Genomic DNA, 16,182 nt, shown 5'->3' with positions numbered 1-16,182 from the left:
CGAGAGGGTGACCGGGTGACCTCGACACGACTGCGCTTCACGGTGCTCGGGCCGCTGGCGGTCCGGCGCGGCGACGCCCGGCTGGCCACCGGGTCGCCGCAGGCGGGCGCGCTGCTGGCGGCGCTGCTGCTGCGCGGCGGACGCCCGGCCGGGATCGACGACCTGGTGGCCGCGCTCTGGGAGGGCGAGCCGCCCGCCCGCGGGGTCGGCATGATCCGCACCTACGTGTCGCGGCTCCGGCTCGTCCTGGAGGACGACCGGACGCGTCCCCGCGTCCTCGTCTCGGTCGGCGCGGGGTACGCGCTGCACGTGCCGTCCGACGCGGTGGACGCGGTGGAGTTCGAGCGGCTCGTCCGGGACGCGCGCGCCGCCGCCGATTCGGGCGAGCACGCGGCGGCTCGCCGCCTGCTCCTGGAGGCCGACGCGCTCTGGGGCGGCGAACCGCTGGTCGGGCTTCCGGGGCCGTCCGCCGCCACCCACCGCGAACGCCTCGCCCTGCTCCGCCTGGACGCGCTGGAAGCCCGCCTGGAAGCCGATCTGGCCTTGGGCCGGCACGCCGACGCGGCCGTCGAGCTGGCCGCGCTCACGACCGCGCATCCGCTCCGGGAACGCCTGCACCTGCTCCGGATGCTGGCCCTCTACCGGAGCGGTCGCCGCGCCGAGGCCCTGGCGGCCTACACCGCCGCCCGCCGGGCCCTGGCCGACGAGCTGGACGCCCGTCCCGGCCCCGCGCTGCAAGAGCTGCACCAGCGCATCCTCAGGTCCAACGAGCCGGAGACCCTCCCCGCGCCGCGACTGCCCGCGTACGAGCTGCCGCGGGCGGTGCCCGACTTCGTCGGCCGGACGCGGGAGCTGGAGTGCCTCCGGACGACCCTCACCGACCCCGACCGGGGCGGACGCCGCGGACGGGCCCCCGTGATCGTGACGCTCGCCGGGGGAGCGGGCGTCGGGAAGACGGCGCTGGCCGTCCAGGTCGCGCACGAGGTGGCCGGGGCGTTCCCGGACGGCGTGCTGTACGCCGATCTCGGCGCGTCGCGGGCCGAGCCGGTCGAGCCGGGGGAGGTGCTGCGGGGCTTCCTGCGGCGGCTCGGCATCCCGGACCCGCGCCAGCCGGGCGACCTCGCCGCCTCGGCCGCGCTCTACCGCTCGTGCCTTGCCGACCGGAAGGTCCTGGTCGTCCTCGACGACGCGGGGGACGCGGCGCGGCTGCGCCCGCTGCTGCCCGGCGGCGCGGGCTGCGCGGTGCTGGTCGCGGGCCGGGCGCGTCCGGCCGCGCTCCCGGTGGACCGGCATCTCGACCTCGGCACGCTCGACCGCCGCGACGCGCTCGCGCTGTTCGCGAGCATCGCGGGCACGGCGCGGACGGCCGCCGAGCGGTCCGCCGCCGAGGAGGTGCTGCGGCTCTGCGACCGGCTGCCGCTCGCCGTCCGGATCGTCGCGTCCCGGCTCGCCGCGCGGCCCGCCTGGACGGTCGAGTCCCTGCTGGCCCGGCTCGCGGACGGCGAGCGGCGGCTCGCCGAGCTGCGGCTCGGCCGCACCGCCGTCGAGACCACCTTCCAGCTCGCCTACGACCGGCTCGAACCCGCGCAGGCCCGCGCGTTCCGGCTGCTCGCGCTCTCCGACGCGCCGGTGATCGGCGCGGGCACCGCCGCCGCGCTGCTCGGCACGGTCGAGGAGGAGGCCGAGGAGCTGGCCGACTCGCTGGTCGAGCAGGGCATGCTCGCCTCGCCCGCGCCGCGCCGGTACCGCTTCCACAACCTGTCGCTGCTGTTCGCCCGCGGGCTCACCGAACGCGGCGGACCGGACGAGCGGCGGGCCGCGTACGCCCGGCTGCTGGACTACCACCTGGAGGCGCAGCGCGAGGCGCTCGCCCTGCTCGGGGAGAGCCACGCCCTGGCGGCGCGCACCGGGCCGCCCCGGTTCGCGTCGGCGAGCGCCGCGAGCCAGTGGACGACCGACCAGCTCACCGAACTGCTCGCGCTGATCACCCGGTACGCCGCCGACCCCGCCCTGCCGCTGGACGGCGTCGCCGAGCTGACGCTGGCGCTCGCGCAGCAGCTCGACGACGGGCCGCGCTGGACGGAGCTGGTCGGCGCCGCGCGGGCGCTGCTGGACGCCGGCGTCCGTAAGGGCGAGCGGCGCGCGGAGATGGCCGGGTCGTTCGTCCTCGGCTACCACCTGATCCACTGCGTCAAGCAGCCCGGCGGGCCGCCGCTGGTCGGCCGCGCCGCCGAGATCTGCCGCGAGCTGGACGACCCGTCCGCGCTCGCCGAGGCGCTGAGCGTCCTCGCGCTGGACGCGTTCTACCGGCGCGACCACGCCGCCAGCCTGGCGCGCTGCAAGGAGGCGCTCGCGATCGACGTCCGGATGGGGAACGTCCGGGGCCAGGCGACGCGGATGGCGAACATCGCGCAGCTGCACCTGGAGATGGGCGACCGGTCGGCCGCGCTCGCCGCCGGCTACCAAGGACTCTCGCTCGCCCGTCGCGCGGACGCGCCGGTAGCCGTCGCCTACGCGCTCTACCTGGTCGGGCAGATCCTCGGCGCGCTGGACCGGCACGTCGAAGCGCTGGCCGCGTTCGACGAGGCGCTCACGGTCTGCTGGACGCATTCGCTGCCGATGCGCGAGGCGCAGGTGCTCATGCGGATGGCCGAGGCGCGGCTCGCGCTGGGCCAGTTCCGGGACGCGGCCGACACCGCCGCGCAGTCCCTCGCCGTCAGCCGCGTCATCGGCGGGGACTGGCAGCAGGCGCGCAGCCGGGTCGTCCTCGGCCGGGCGTGGGCCGCGCTCGGCCGGACGACCCGCGCGCACCGCGAATGGCGCGTCGCGCTGGACGTCTTCACCGGTCTCGGCACCGCCGAGGCCGACGACGTCCGCGCGCTCCTCAGCGTGGACGGGCGGCCGGCCGCGACCGGTGGCCACGTCCGGTGACGCGGATCAGGTGAGTCGCCGCGCGTAGAGACGGAGCAGCGCGGGGTAGCGGTAGCGGTCTTCGGACGGGCCGGTGACGAGCCCGGAGTCGCACAGCGCCTTCAGCAGGGCTTCGGTCTCGTCGCGCGGGCGGCCGAGGACCCCGGCGGCCGTGTCGAGCGAGAAGAGCGGCGAGCCGGCGCGGGCCAGGAGCCGGAACGCGCGCGCCTGATCTCCGTCGAGCCCGGCGTGCGCGCGGGCGAAGACCGCCTCGACGTCGAGCGTGCCGACCTTGAGTTCGGCGAGCCGGCGCCGCTCGTCCGCGAGCCGCCGGACGAGCGACGCCGCCGTCCATCCCGGCCGGGACGCGAGCCGCGCCGCCAGGATCCGCACGGCCAGCGGAAGCCGCCCGCACAGCGCGATCGCCTCGCGCACGGCCTCCGGCTCCCGCTCGACGCGGTCGTGACCGGCGACGCGTCCGAAGAGGAGAACGGCCTCCCGCTCGGAGAACTCACCCACCTCGATCACCTGCGAGACGCCGAACTCGCCCGGCTCGGTGGTGGGCGGAACGTTCGGGCGCGCCCGGCAGGTGAGCAGCGTGGAGCAGCCGCCGCCGGGAAGCAGCGGACGCAGCGACTCCGCGTCCGGCGCGTTGTCGAGGACGAGGAGCATCCGCTTCCTGCGCAGCATCGTGCGGAGCAGCGCGGCTCGCTCAGAAACGGACGCGCCGGGCCGCGGCGGAGCGCCGAGCGTGCGCAGGAAGTCGGACAGGATCGCGTCGGGATCGTCGCGTCGCAGGTCGGCGTACAGCTGACCGTCCGGGTAGGCGTCCCGGACGCGGTGGGCGACGTGCAGCGCGAGCGCCGACTTCCCGGCTCCGACCGGCCCGGCGACCGCCGCGACGACCGGGCCGGACGTGAGGGTCCGGACGAGGGAGGCGACCTGGTCGTCCCGTCCGGTGAAGTCGATGAGGTCGGTCGGAAGCTGCGCGGCGGCCGAGGCGCGGGTGCCGGCGGCGCCGATCAGCCGGCGCAGCCCGACCAGCTCGGGATCGGGGTCGAGGCCGAGCTCGGCGTCCAGCAGGGAGCGCGAGCGCTCGAAGACCTCGATCGCCTCCGCCCGGCGTCCCGACCGGTACAGCGCGAGCATCAGCAGCCGCTGGAACCCCTCCCGCAGCGGATGCCCGGCGGCGAGGACGGACAGTCCGGCGACGGCCTCCTCGTGCAGGCCGAGTTCCAGGTCCAGCTCGAAGCGCGTCTCCCACGCGGCCAGCCGCCATTCGGCGAGCCGCGCCCGCTGCGCCCGCGCGAACGGGCCGGGGAGGTCCTCCAGCGGCTCGCCCGTCCAGAGCGACAGCGCGTCCGCCACCAGCGACCGGGCGGCGGCACGATCACCCGAGGCCCGCGCCCGATCGGCGGCGGCGAGCCCGCGGCGGAAGAGGGCGGCGTCCAACGCGTCGTCCGGCAGGACGAGCCGGTAGCCGTCCCCGGCGGTGAGCAGGACCTCCGGACGGGCGCGGTCGCGTTCGACGGCCGAGCGCAGCCGGGACGCGTGCGAGCGGACCGCGCCGCGCGCCCGGTCCGGCGGCCGGTCGCCCCACAGCGCCTCGACGATGGTCTGCCCGGCGACGGCCCGCCCCTCCTGTAACAGCAGGAACGCCAGCATCGCGCGCCGCTGCGGCGGTCCCAGGGCGAGCTCGGCGTCACCGCGCCACCCGCGCACCGGGCCGAGCACCGCGAACCGCGGAAATTCGCCCATTCGGTCCCTTCCGTCCCAGATGTCGGCGACATGCAAAATTACTGGTTGAGGGGAACGAGGGGATCGCCATGTCCGACGCGCCGCCCGCCAACGCTCCATCCGCCAACGCTCCGTCCGCCAACGCTCCGTCCGCCGACCCGCCGTCCGCCGACCGGCCGTCCGCCGACCGGCCGTCCGCGCATCCGCCGCACGACCGGTCCGGACGACCGCACGCACCGCTTCCGCCCGCCCAGCTCCCGCCCGACCTGCCCGACTTCACCGGCCGGGACGCCGAGACCGCCCGGCTCACCGCCGCGCTGACCGCCCGGGACGGCAGCGCCGTGCCCGTCGTCACCGTCGCCGGTCTCGGCGGCATCGGCAAGACCGCGCTCGCGCTGCACGTCGCGCACGCCGTCCGGGACGCCTTCCCGGACGGCCAGCTCTACGCCGAACTGCACGGCACCGGACCGGTCCCGGCCGCGCCCGCCGCCGTGCTCGCCGGGTTCCTGCGCGCGCTCGGCGCGCCCGACCGGGAGATCCCGCCCGAGCCGGACCGCCGCGCCGCGCTGCTCCGCTCCCATCTCGCCGGACGGCGCGTCCTGGTCGTCCTCGACGACGCCCGCGACGCCGCGCAGATCGCGCCGCTGCTCCCCGGCGAGCCCGGCAGCGCGGTGCTGGTCACCGGCCGGACGCGGCTCGCCGAACTACCGGTCGCCGCGCACCTGGACCTCGCGCCGTTCACGCCCGAGGCCGCGACCGCGCTGCTCCGCCGGGTCGCGGGTCCGGAGCGGATCACCGCCGACCCGGACGCGGCGCTGCGCCTGGTGCACGCGTCCGGGCTGCTGCCGCTCGCGGTGCGGATCGTCGCGTCCCGGCTCGCGGCCCGGCCTCGGATGCGCCCGGCCGTCCTCGCCGGACGGCTGGACGACGAGCGCCGCAGGCTCGGGGAGCTGCGGATCGGCGACGAGGCCGTCGAGTCCTGCTTCGCGCTCGGCTACGCGCAACTCGGCATCGAGGAGGCGCGCGCGTTCCGGCTCCTGGCGCTACACGACGGGCCGGACCTGTCCGGCGAGGCCGCCGCCGCGCTCCTCGACCTCGACGTCCCGGACGCCGAGGACCTCTGCGAGTCGCTCGTCGACTCCGGCCTGCTGGAGTCGCGCGCGCCGGGCCGGTACGCCTACCACAGCCTGCTCCGGCTCTACGCGCGCGGCCTCGCCGAGACCGGCGACGGCCCGATCCTGTGCGCCCGCGCGCTGGACCGGCTGCTGGAGCACTTCCTCGCGGGCGTCCGCGGCCTGTTCCGGCAGACGTTCGCGCTGTACCAGGTGTACTCCGAGCCCGAGGTCGTCGAGGCGCACAGCGCGTCGGCCGACGCGCTGCACACCGGCCTGCACTTCGCGGACGCCGCCGCGATGGTCGCCTGGATGCGCGCCGAGCACGCCAACGTCATGGCCGCGCTGCGCGGCTACCTCGCGGGCGGCGGCTCGCCCGGACGGCTCACCCGACGCCTGTTCGTGGTGCCGTCGCTCGCCGACCGGACGACCGTCCCGGCGGAGCTGCTGCCCGGCGGCGTGCTGTTCGCGATGGGCGCGGGCGCGCGCGTCATGGGCGCGGCGGACGAGGCGATCGGCCTGCTCAGCGAGGCGCTGGACGTCCTCCCGGACGACGCCGCGCTGATCAGCCGCGCGCACGGCCAGCTCGCCCTCGCCTACGCCGAGACGGGGATGGTCGTCGAGGCGCGGCGGCACGGCCTCGCCGGGCTGGACCTGGCCGGGCCGGTGGCCGACGGCAACGCCGAGGGACTGTGCTGGCTCGGGCTCGGCGTCGCGTCGATCTACGCGGGCGATCCCCGGCGCGGGCTGCGCGAGCTGGAGACCGCGCGCGAGATCTTCCGGACGCGCGGCATGCCGCTCCGCGCCGCTTGGTGCCTGCCCCGGATCATCGTCGCGCACCTGCGGCTCGGCAATCCGGAGGAGGCCGTGGACATCGGACGGCGGGCCGCCGAGCTGTTCGGCGAGATCGGCGACGACCACCTGCGAGGCCGCGTGCTCGCCCTGACCGCCGTCGCGCTGGACGACCTGGGCCGTCCGGACGAGGCGGCCGAGGCCAGGGCCGCCGCCGAGACGCCGTGGCGGCGGTCCGGGCTGACGCTGAACGTCCCCGACCAGGACCTGGTCGAGAGCCGGCGCCCGGCCGACGGGCCGGTCAGTCGAGAGTGAGGTCGTCGGGCTCGGCGCCGTGGAGCGCTCCGTCCCCGCCAAGACTCCCGCCGAGCCCGCCGCCCGCGTCGCCGTTCAGCCCGCTGCTCGCGTCGCCGTTCGACCCGCCGTTCGCGTCGCCGTTCAGCCCGCTGTTCGCGTCGCCGTTCGACCCGCCGTTCGCGTCGCCGTTCAGCCCGCTGTTCGCGTCGCCGTTCGACCCGCCGTTCGCGTCGCCGTTCAGGCCGTTGCCGGGCTTGCCGTCCGGAGCGGCGTCCAGGGGGCCGTCTAGGTCGTCCGCCCAGTGCGGGAGCCACGGTTCGTGCGCGGCTCCCGCGTGGACGGCCGGGAGCTTGCCGTCCGCGGTCAGGCCGGGCTCGTCGCCGTGCCGCGCGGAACCGAACGCGAGAGCCGAGGCGTAGTCGAGCCGCGTCGCGCCGGCCGGCCCGGCGACCAGGCAGGAATACCGCTCGCCGTCCGCCGGGCCGGGGGCCGTGCCGTTCGCGACGACCAGGCTGTTGGCGACCACGACCCACGCGCCGAGCGTGTTGACCTGGCGCTGCGCGTTCTGCTCCTCCCAGCGGTAGCGCAGGATCGGCTTGGAGAAGATCGGCACCAGCAGGTGGGACGCGCCGGCGGCCATGAGCTCGCGGTCCCAGCGGTCCGCGCGGCTGAGGTCCTCGCAGATCAGGACGGCGAGGCGGCCGAGCGAGGAGTCCAGCAGCCGGACGGTCGTGCCCGGCTCGATGTCCTCCTCGGCGGTGCCCGCGTCCGGCGCGCCGGGCAGCGCCCAGTCGCGCATCTGCTGCGTGCCGAGGACGAACGGGCTCATCTTGTCCTGGACGAGCAGCTCGGTGCCGGTCCACCGGTCGATCAGCACCGCGCGGTTCGGCGGCGGGTCGCCGCCGCCGACCGGGCCCGAGCCGACCAGGAGCAGCCGCAGCGAGCCGTCCCGGCTGGCGGTGTCGAACGCGGCCTCCTTCCACGCGTCGAGCAGGCCGTCGGTCAGCGTGGCCTCGGGCAGCACGGCGATCCGCGCGCCCGCCTCGTCCAGCCGCCGGACGATCGTCCGGATCCGCGCCCGGACGGACGCCGAGCCGGACGGCCGGAGCCGGTACACCGTGCGCCCCGCGCGCTCGCCGAAATCGATCCGCACGTCGTCGTAGGACTCCATCAGCGGCGCGCAGCCGACCTCGATCGGCTCGTCCCGCGGCAGGTGCGGGTCGTGCACGGCGGGGAGCCGCTTGTGGTCGATCCTGCGCCACAGGTCCGGGGGGACGCGGTGGACGCCGAAGAAGTCCGGCAGCGTGCGCATGCCCTCGGGCCGTCCGGGGAGGGCGCAGCGGGGGAGCAGCGCGCCGCCCGCCGCGCCGCTGTCGAACCGGCCCTCGACCAGGTACCGGACGGTGATCCCGGTCATCGCGGACGCGTCGTAGAACGGCCCGTACGGGTTGGCGAGGGCGAGCGCGCCGTCCAGCGCGAGCAGCAGCGCGAACCGGCCCCGGTCGCCCTCCGCCTCGACGAGCGCGGCGGTCGCGGCCGGGTCGAGCGGGTCCCGGGCGGGGCCGTCCGGATCCGGGTCCGGGGCCCGGGCGGGGCCGTCCGGATCCGGGTCCGGGTCCGCATCCAGGTCGGGGTCGATGATCCGGTCGCGCAGCTCGGCGGCGACGCGCCGGACCCGGTCGTCCTCGTACCAGAGGTTCGGCGCCCAGGACCGGTGGAGCTCCGCGGGAAGCTCGTCGTAGAGCCGGACGAAGAGGTCAGCCGGGTCGGCCGGGTACGCCGCGGTCTCCGGCGGGTGCGCCGCGGGCCGATCCGTCATGTGCGCCCTCCAAGGGGGGTCGTGACAGCGCGCTACTGGACGTGTCAACGATGCTAGCCCTTACCACGTAGGGGTTTCGTGCCGTCCGGCGCGAAACCGATGAGTCACTTGACATTCACTTGGCATCGGCGCACAGTGGAGGAGTACCAGCCGAAGAGACCACCGAGGACGGCGCGTATGGCGACGACGACCACCGCGTTCGGCGCGAGCCGCGGCAGGCGGGCCGAGGCCGAGCGCCTGCTGGAGACCATGGAGCACGCGAAATCCCTCGAGGAGGGGCACTTCAGCGCGCTCGGCATGCTGATCACCGACGCGTCGCTGTGTGCCGACGAGCCGTCCCTGACGGCCATCAAGGACGGCCTCCAGTGGCTGTACCGGACCCACTACCTGGACGTCCCGGCGCTCGATCCGGACCGGCGCGAGGAGCGCGGCCGGCTGCTCGGCCTGATCGACGTCGCGCACTGGGCGCTGCAGAGGCTGCCGTCCGGGCTCCAGCTCGGCCTGCGGCCCGGCGGGCACGCCGCGCGGTTCCTGGTCGCGGTCGCGGCCCGTCCGGGGCGGTCCAACCGGGAGCTCGCGGCCGAACTCGGCACCGACGACACCGAGATCAGCCGCGTCGGCCGCCGGCTGCTCGCCGCCGGCGTGGTGTGGCGGCGCAAGGAGTGGCGCAGCAACCTGTGGGACATCACGCCCCGGGGCCGCGCCTATCTCGCCGAGATCGGCCTCCTGCCGTCCCCGGCGGACGGCGACGCGCCCGTCCCGTCGCCCGCGCCGTCCGGCCCCGCGCGCCGCGACGCCGACCCCGACCCGGCCCCGGCGCACCACCGCCCCCGCTGACCCGCCGCGCCCAGCCGCCTGCCGCCCCCGCCGACCCGCCGACCCAGGCGCCTCACCGCCTCCGCCTGCCCGCCGTGCTCGGGCGCCTCGGCGCCTTCGCCGACCCCTCGCGCTCGGGCGCCTCGGCGCCTTCGCCGGGCCGTCCCGACCCCGGTTGCGGGGGCCTTTGAGCAGTGCCGTTACCCTTCGGGCGGACGACCCGAAGGAGACACGGCATGGCCGACGGCGACAGCACGCGCAGCGTCCGGGCGGGACGACCCGCCGCCGAGCAGCACGCGCCCGAGCTGCCCGGTCCGACGTTCGCCGCGCACTACCACCTGGCCGGCGAGGCGACCGGGCCGTACACCTACGGCCGCGACGCGAACCCGACCTGGACGCTGCTGGAGGACGCGATCAGCGAGCTGGAGGGCGGCGGCGCCACGACGGTGTTCCCGTCCGGGATGGCCGCCGTCTCCGCCGCCCTGTTCTCGCTGGTCGCCTCGGGTGACACGGTCGTCATGCCGGACGACTGCTACCAGACGACCCGCGCGCTGCGCGAGCGGCTGGAGTCCTACGGCGTGCACGTCCGGACGGCCCCGACCGCCGGGGACGCCCAGCTCGACGTGCTGGACGGCGCGCGCCTGGTGTGGCTCGAAACGCCGTCCAACCCCGGACTGGACGTGTGCGACATCAAGCGCATCGCCGCCGCCGCGCACGAGGCGGGCGCGCTCGTCGCGGTCGACAACACCCTCGCAACGCCGCTCGGCCAGCGCGTCCTGGACCTCGGCGCGGACCTGGCCGTCGCGAGCGACACCAAGTCGCTGACCGGCCACGGCGACCTGCTGCTCGGGCACGTCACGACCCGCGACGCGGCGCTCGCGCAGGCCGTCCGGACGTGGCGGAAGACCGTCGGCGCGATCCCCGGCCCGATGGAGGCGTGGCTCGCGCACCGCTCCCTCGCCACGCTCGCGCTGCGGCTCGACCGGCAGACCGCGAACGCCCTCGCGCTGGCGACGGCCCTGCGCGAGCATCCGCTGGTCAGCGGCCTGCGCTACCCCGGCCTTCCGGACGACCCGGCGCACGCGGTCGCCGCCGCGCAGATGCGCCGGTTCGGGTGCGTCGTGTCGTTCACGCTGCCGTCGCAAGCCGCCGCCGAACGCTTCCTCGCCGCGTCGCGCCTGGTCACCGAGGCGACCAGCTTCGGCTCGGTGCACAGCTCCGCCGAACGCCGCGCCCGCTGGGGCGGCGACGCCGTGCCGCCGGGCTTCATCCGCTTCTCCTGCGGCGTCGAGGACACCGCCGACCTGGTCGCCGACGTCCTCCAGGCCCTGGACGCCGCCCGTTAGACGGTGGCGAGGTGCGCGGAGAAGCGCTGGAGCATCTCCGTAAGCCACTCGATGTTCCCGGATGAGAAGCACTCGCTCATCCGGGCGCGCTGCGCGGCGATCGCCGCGGCGATCCGCCTGCGCGCGCGCACGCCCTCGCCGGTCAGCTCGGCCGGCTCGCCGGGCCGGACGGCCTGGACCCGACCCTGTTCGGCGAGACCGTCGCCGAGGGGCGGGGAGGAGACGCCGGAAAATGAGGCGGGCGGACCCGGAGCTCACATTTCTGTGGCCGGACCGCCCGCTGATGTGTCCTCGCCGGTCAGCTCCCGGACTGGAAGCCGGTCGGGTGGGAGTTGTTCGAGGGACCGGTCAGCGCGACGGCCGACTCGGCGGTGTAGGCGAGGAAGGTGAAGGTCTCGACCAGGTACAGCTCGACGGTCGTGGCGGTGTGGCTGCTGTAACCGATCGACAGGTCCCGGCCGAGGCTCAGCCGGTAGTCGCCGCCGCGCGTGCTCATGACCACCGCGCCGTCGATCGCCGGGGCCCAGAGGATGCCGCCGTCCACCAGGGCGGCCAGGTGCTGGTACACCGGGTAGCCCTGGTCGGACGACCGGGTCGCGGCGGTGTAGGCCTCCGAGCCGAGGACGAGCGCGTACGGGCCGTCCACGCCGGCGAGGCGGAGGGTGGCGAGGGCCTCGGCCACGGCGTCGGGGTAGCGCGACGCCTCGGTGGGCAGCGACCGCGCCGGGGAGGCCGAGACGGCGGCCTCGGCGATGCCGGTGATGCGGGCGGGGGCGTAGCCGTGGAAGATCGCGCGGTCCTCGGCGTGGGCGAGCTTGGTGGCGGCGTCCTTGGCGGGCTGCCAGTCGGCGTCCTGCGCGCCGCGCTCCACCGCGTCGATCGCCTCGCGCGTGAGGGTGAACGGCGCGGTGAGCTGGACGACCGGACGGCTCGTCCGCAGCGCCGCCGTGACGCCGTCGGCGGGGGAGTCGGCGGGGTCGAGGTAGCCGGTGGTGACGGCGGCCAGCTCGGGACCGGCCGGGTCCGGGACGTCCACCAGGCGGCGTCCGGCCAGGTTGCGGGTGAAGGTGCGGCGGACCTCGGCCTCCAGGTCGGCCCAGGCCGCGTCGGAGATCGGGGCGAGTTCGCGGTGCAGGTTGTTCACGGCGTCTCCTTCAGACCGCCGATGCCGAGCGACCCGAACGGGTCGCGCGGGGGCGGCTCGGTAGCGGCGGCGGGCGGCGCGGCCGGGACGGTTTCGGATGCGGAGGGCGCGGCCTGGCTGGGCACGGCCGCGGGAGACGCGGCCGGCGCGGCGCCGGTCGCGGCGGAGGCGGAGAGGTCGGGCAGGTCGGGCGGGTCGTCCAGGAAGTCGGACGTCGGGCAGTAGAACAGGCAGCCGGTGAGGGCCGTGGAGAAGTCGAGGATGCGGTCGCCGCGTCCCCCGGCCTCGGGACGGCCGAGGAACATGTTGCGGAGCATCTGCTCGGTCGTCTCGGGCGTGTGGCAGTAGCCGATGAAGTACGTGCCGAACTCGCCCGCGCCGACCGAGCCGAACGGCATGTTGTCGCGGAGGATCTGCCGCTGCTCGCCGTCCGCGCCGGTGATGGTGTTCGCCGCGACGTGCGAGTCGGCCGGCTTGGACGCGTCGTCCAGCTCGATGTCGGTCAGCTTGCGGCGGCCCATGGCCAGCTCCTGCGCCTCGACCGGCAGGGCGTTCCACGCCTGGAGGTCGTGCACGTACTTCTGGACGATCACGTAGCTGCCACCGGCGAACTCGGGATCGTCCTCCGCCGCCACGAGGGTCGCGCGCTCGGCGGCGTACCCGGCGGGGTTCTCGGTGCCGTCGACGAAGCCCAGCAGGTCGCGGTTCTCGAAGTAGCGGAAGCCGTGCACCTCGTCCCGGACGGTCACCGCGCCGCGCAGCCGCTCCATGATCTGCGACGCCAGCTCGAAGCAGAGGTCCATGCTGCGCGCGCGGATGTGGAACAGCAGGTCGCCGGGCGTGGACGGGGCGTGGTGCCGCGGGCCGGTCAGCTCGACGAACTCGTGCAGCTCGGCGGGGCGGTTGCCGGAGAACAGCCGGTCCCAGGCCCGCGAGCCGATCCCGGTCACGCAGGTCAGCGCGCCCTCGGGCACCCGGAACCCGACGGCCCGCACCAGCCCGGACAGGTCGGCCAGCAGTTCGTGCGCGACCTGCTCGCCCCCGGCGTCGACGGTGACCACCAGGAACAGCGCGGCCTCGGTGAGCGGGCTGAGCACCGCCTGCGGTTGGCGTCGCGGCGGTTGCGACTCTGGCGGCGGCATGGCTGCTCCTCGTTGATCGTCTCGTTGATCGTCGGGCCCTGGGACCACTTCTACCTCCGCGTGCGGCCGGGCAACCCCAAACGTCACCCACGACACACGCGGTCTGCCTGGATTATGCCGCTAACTGCCGGTTCCACCGGTTCCGCCGGTTCCATCGGTTTCGACGGGCCGCCGTCCGGACGGAAGTCCCCACTCGCTCCAGGACCCGTCGTACACGGTCAGGTCCCGGTACCCGGCCAGCTCTGCGCCCAGCGCCAGCACGCACGCGGTCACGCCCGAGCCGCAGCTGAGCACGAGCCGCTCGCGGCCTCCGGTCGCGTCCGCGAACAGGTCGCGGAGTGCCGGTGCGGGCAGCATCCGGCCGTCACCGTCCTGGAGGGCGGTGAACGGCAGGTTGACCGAGCCCGGCATGTGGCCGCCGCGCAGGCCGGGACGCGGCTCGGGCTCCGTCCCGGCGAAGCGTCCGGCCGAGCGCGCGTCGAGGACGGCGCGGCCCGGGTCGCCGAGCGCCACCGCCACCTCGTCGGCGTCCACGAAGAAACCGGGGCGGGGATGCGCCGTGAAATCACCCGGTTCGGGTGGTTCGGGCTCGCCGCGCTCCGTGGGCAGACCTGCGGCGATCCAGGCGGGCAGCCCGCCGTCCAGGACGGCGACCCGGTCGAACCCCATCGCGCGCAGCATCCACCACGCGCGGGCGCTGGAGTAGACGCCCGCCGCGTCGTACACGACCACCGTGTCGGACGTGTTCACGCCGAGCGCGCGCATCTCCTCGGTGAACCGGTCCGGCGAGGGCATCGTGTGCGGCACCGGGCTGCCGGGGTCGGACATCGCGCCGTCGATGTCGAACCGCCGCGCGCCGGGCACGCGGTCCGCGCCGCGCCGCGCGCCCACCGACGCGTCGAGGACCACCAGGCCGGGCGACCCGAGATGCTGCTTCAGCCGGTCGGCAGGGACCAGCACGGAGGAGACGTCCACGCGATCATGATGCCGCGTGCCCGGGCCCGTTCCTCACGCGCAGCCCTCGAACTGCGGAACGGCCACGACCGACAGGTCCAGCCCGGACCCGCCGAACCAGTGCTTCATGGTCCTCGCCATCGTCCCGTCCTGGTACATGCGGGTGAGCGCCTTGTTGACGGCCTCGCAGCCGTCCGGGTCGCCGGGCCGCATCCCGATGCCGGTGCGCTGCTCCCCGAACCGCGCGCCGAGCAGCCGGAAGGACGAGCCGGCCGTGTTGCGCAGCCCGGCCAGGATCGTGTCGTTCGTGGTGATCGCGTCGATCCGCCCGTCGCGGAGCATCGCGGTGCACGCGGCGTACCCGTCGGCCTGCACCGGCCGCGCCGGGACGCGCAGCCCCTTGATCACCAGGTCGGACGCGCCCGCCCCCCTGACCGCGCAGATCGGCCGTCCGGCGAGGTCGTGCACGTTGCGGATGCGCTGCTCGTCCGCGCGGACCAGGATGTCCTGGTAGGACGGCACGTACGGCCCGGCGAAGACGATCCGCGTCTTCCAGTCGGCCCGCACCCAGTACGTCAGCACGAGGTCGACGCTCTTGTCCTTCAGCAGGACCCGCTCGCGGTCGGCCGCCTCGACCGCCACGATCCGGACGCGCTTCCCGAGCGCGTGCGCCACGTAGGTCGCGACGTCCACGTCCAGGCCCTCGAACGTGCCGTCCTGCTTGCGCATCCCGATGCCGGGCAGGTCCGGCCGCACCCCGGCGACTAGGGTCCGCTCGGCGAGCAGCCCCGTTGCACTCGACGCGCCCGGGAGGCAACCGGTCGCGGCCGTGCACACCACCGTGCACGCCGCCATGCGCGCCGCGAGTCCGGGCGCGCTCACTCTCCGCATGGCGCGCACGCTAACAACCGCGGCCGGGTTTACGCCGGAAGACGGCCACTTACGGCCGCCCGCCCGAAACGCACGCAGAAGCCGCGGGAAGAACGCGGAGGAGGCGCGGAGTGCGGAAGGGGGGCGGGCATGGGGAAGCGACGCTTCCCGGAGGGAAGCGTCGCTCAGCCCGTTGCACGCCGCGTGCGGGTGCTCGTGTTCCGGTTCAGCCCGCCGCGCGCTTGACGAGTTCGGCGATCCGCGCCTCGACCTCGTCGGTCAGTTCGGTCAGCGCGTAGGCGGTCGGCCACATGTCGCCGTCGTCGAGGTGCGCGCTGTCGTTGAAGCCGAGCGTGGCGTAGCGGGCCTTGAACTTGTCCGCGTTCTGGAAGAAGCAGACGACCTTGCCGTCCCGGGCGTAGGACGGCATCCCGTACCAGAGCTTCGGCGCGAGGCCCGGCGCGTGCTCCTTGACGAGGGCGTGGATCCGCGCGGCGGTCGTCCGGTCCGGCTCCGGGAACTCGGCGATCTTCGCCAGGACGTCCCGCTCCGCCTCGGCGGCCTTGTCGGCGGCGGACGCGCGGCGCTTGGGCGCGCGCACCTCCTTGGCGCGCTCCTTCATCGCGGCGCGCTCCTCGGCGGTGAAGCCCTCGGTCTCGTTCGCCGTCTCGTTCGCGGTGTTGTCGGCCATGGTGTCTCCTCGTGCTCGTGGTGGGGTGTGAAGGGAACGGTACGGGGGCCGGCGGGCTCAGCCCCAGGCGCCGGCGATCTGGCGGGTGGTGGCGTTGAGCCGGTTGAACAGGTTCGTCACGCCGATCATCAGGACGATCGCGGCGAGCTGCTTCTCGTCGTAGTAGGTGGCGGCGGTGTCCCAGATCTCGTCGCTCACCGCGTCGGGACGGTCCGCCAGCCGGGTCGCGGCCTCGGCCAGCGCCAGCGCGGCGCGCTCCTCGTCGGAGAAGTAGGGCGCCTCCCTCCAGGCGGCGGCGGTGGCGAGCTTCTCCTCGCCGACGCCCGCCTTGCGGCCGCCCTTGACGCCCGCGTCGACGCAGGCGCTGCATCCGTTGATCTGGCTGACCCGGAGGTGGACCAGCTCCAGCGTCTGCGCGTCCACGCCGCCGCCGTGCACCGCCTTGAAGATCTCCTGGATCGGGCCCATCGCGCCGGACAGGACCATGGCCGGGTTCTGCATGCGAGCCTGCATCTCGAATCTCCTCCACCAGGGCTTTCGTTCCGTCCGCCC

The 16,182-nt window shown here is 75.5% G+C and carries 13 protein-coding genes; 4 read left to right on the top strand and 9 right to left on the bottom strand.

Going from position 1 to position 16,182, the window contains the following annotated elements; all coding sequences use genetic code 11:
* Window positions 1–15 precede the first annotated feature (15 nt).
* On the top strand, window positions 16–2,931 hold the full coding sequence (locus ACFPCY_RS28635) for an AfsR/SARP family transcriptional regulator (protein ID WP_378260073.1): 2,916 nt from the start codon (window positions 16–18) through the stop codon (window positions 2,929–2,931).
* Between the two features lie 6 nt (window positions 2,932–2,937).
* Here ACFPCY_RS28635 and ACFPCY_RS28630 read toward each other — a convergent pair whose 3' ends face one another.
* Entirely contained in the window at window positions 2,938–4,668 is a 1,731-nt protein-coding gene (locus tag ACFPCY_RS28630) for an AfsR/SARP family transcriptional regulator (protein WP_378260071.1), read from the bottom strand.
* Between the two features lie 68 nt (window positions 4,669–4,736).
* Here ACFPCY_RS28630 and ACFPCY_RS28625 point away from each other — a divergent pair, with 68 nt between their 5' ends.
* Window positions 4,737–6,866: an ATP-binding protein gene (locus ACFPCY_RS28625; protein WP_378260069.1), complete on the top strand. Its 2,130-nt coding sequence runs from the start codon at window positions 4,737–4,739 to the stop codon at window positions 6,864–6,866.
* Here the strand turns inward: ACFPCY_RS28625 and ACFPCY_RS28620 are convergent.
* Entirely contained in the window at window positions 6,853–8,667 is a 1,815-nt protein-coding gene (locus ACFPCY_RS28620; RefSeq protein ID WP_378260067.1) for a hypothetical protein, read from the bottom strand. The genes ACFPCY_RS28625 and ACFPCY_RS28620 overlap by 14 nt on opposite strands.
* Before the next feature lie 177 nt (window positions 8,668–8,844).
* Here ACFPCY_RS28620 and ACFPCY_RS28615 point away from each other — a divergent pair, with 177 nt between their 5' ends.
* Both ACFPCY_RS28615 and ACFPCY_RS28610 read left to right on the top strand, forming a co-directional pair.
* Window positions 8,845–9,504: a hypothetical protein gene (locus ACFPCY_RS28615; protein WP_378260065.1), complete on the top strand. Its 660-nt coding sequence runs from the start codon at window positions 8,845–8,847 to the stop codon at window positions 9,502–9,504.
* Between the two features lie 215 nt (window positions 9,505–9,719).
* A complete protein-coding gene (locus tag ACFPCY_RS28610) occupies window positions 9,720–10,829 on the top strand; it encodes a cystathionine gamma-lyase (protein ID WP_378260063.1) in 1,110 nt (369 codons plus the stop codon).
* On the opposite strand, the gene ACFPCY_RS28605 is transcribed toward ACFPCY_RS28610, so the two are convergent.
* The 7 genes from ACFPCY_RS28605 to ACFPCY_RS28575 all read right to left on the bottom strand — a co-directional run bounded on the left by ACFPCY_RS28605 (window position 10,826) and on the right by ACFPCY_RS28575 (window position 16,143).
* On the bottom strand, window positions 10,826–10,960 hold the full coding sequence (locus ACFPCY_RS28605) for a hypothetical protein (protein WP_378260061.1): 135 nt from the start codon (window positions 10,958–10,960) through the stop codon (window positions 10,826–10,828). The two genes, ACFPCY_RS28610 and ACFPCY_RS28605, sit on opposite strands and share 4 nt — an antisense overlap.
* 167 nt (window positions 10,961–11,127) lie before the next feature.
* Window positions 11,128–11,973, bottom strand: a complete 846-nt coding sequence (locus ACFPCY_RS28600) for a family 1 encapsulin nanocompartment shell protein (protein ID WP_378260059.1) — start codon at window positions 11,971–11,973, stop codon at window positions 11,128–11,130.
* Window positions 11,970–13,115, bottom strand: a complete 1,146-nt coding sequence (locus ACFPCY_RS28595; RefSeq protein ID WP_378260056.1) for a Dyp-type peroxidase — start codon at window positions 13,113–13,115, stop codon at window positions 11,970–11,972. The genes ACFPCY_RS28600 and ACFPCY_RS28595 overlap by 4 nt, the downstream gene beginning before the upstream one ends.
* 120 nt (window positions 13,116–13,235) lie before the next feature.
* Complete coding sequence (locus tag ACFPCY_RS28590) at window positions 13,236–14,090, bottom strand: sulfurtransferase (RefSeq protein WP_378260054.1); 855 nt, start codon at window positions 14,088–14,090, stop codon at window positions 13,236–13,238.
* 33 nt (window positions 14,091–14,123) lie between these two features.
* Window positions 14,124–14,960 (bottom strand): transporter substrate-binding domain-containing protein, encoded by an 837-nt coding sequence (locus ACFPCY_RS28585; RefSeq protein ID WP_378260052.1) that lies wholly within the window; start codon window positions 14,958–14,960, stop codon window positions 14,124–14,126.
* A 205-nt stretch (window positions 14,961–15,165) separates the two neighbouring features.
* The gene (locus tag ACFPCY_RS28580; RefSeq protein ID WP_378260050.1) at window positions 15,166–15,630 is read right to left on the bottom strand and encodes an iron chaperone; all 465 of its coding nucleotides are present in this window, start codon (window positions 15,628–15,630) and stop codon (window positions 15,166–15,168) included.
* A 57-nt stretch (window positions 15,631–15,687) separates the two neighbouring features.
* Entirely contained in the window at window positions 15,688–16,143 is a 456-nt protein-coding gene (locus tag ACFPCY_RS28575) for a carboxymuconolactone decarboxylase family protein (protein WP_378260048.1), read from the bottom strand.
* Window positions 16,144–16,182 lie beyond the last annotated feature (39 nt).

Source organism: Actinomadura gamaensis (assembly GCF_042652125.1).
Classification (GTDB): domain Bacteria; phylum Actinomycetota; class Actinomycetes; order Streptosporangiales; family Streptosporangiaceae; genus Spirillospora; species Spirillospora gamaensis.
This window is presented reverse-complemented; position numbering and strand designations above follow the sequence as displayed.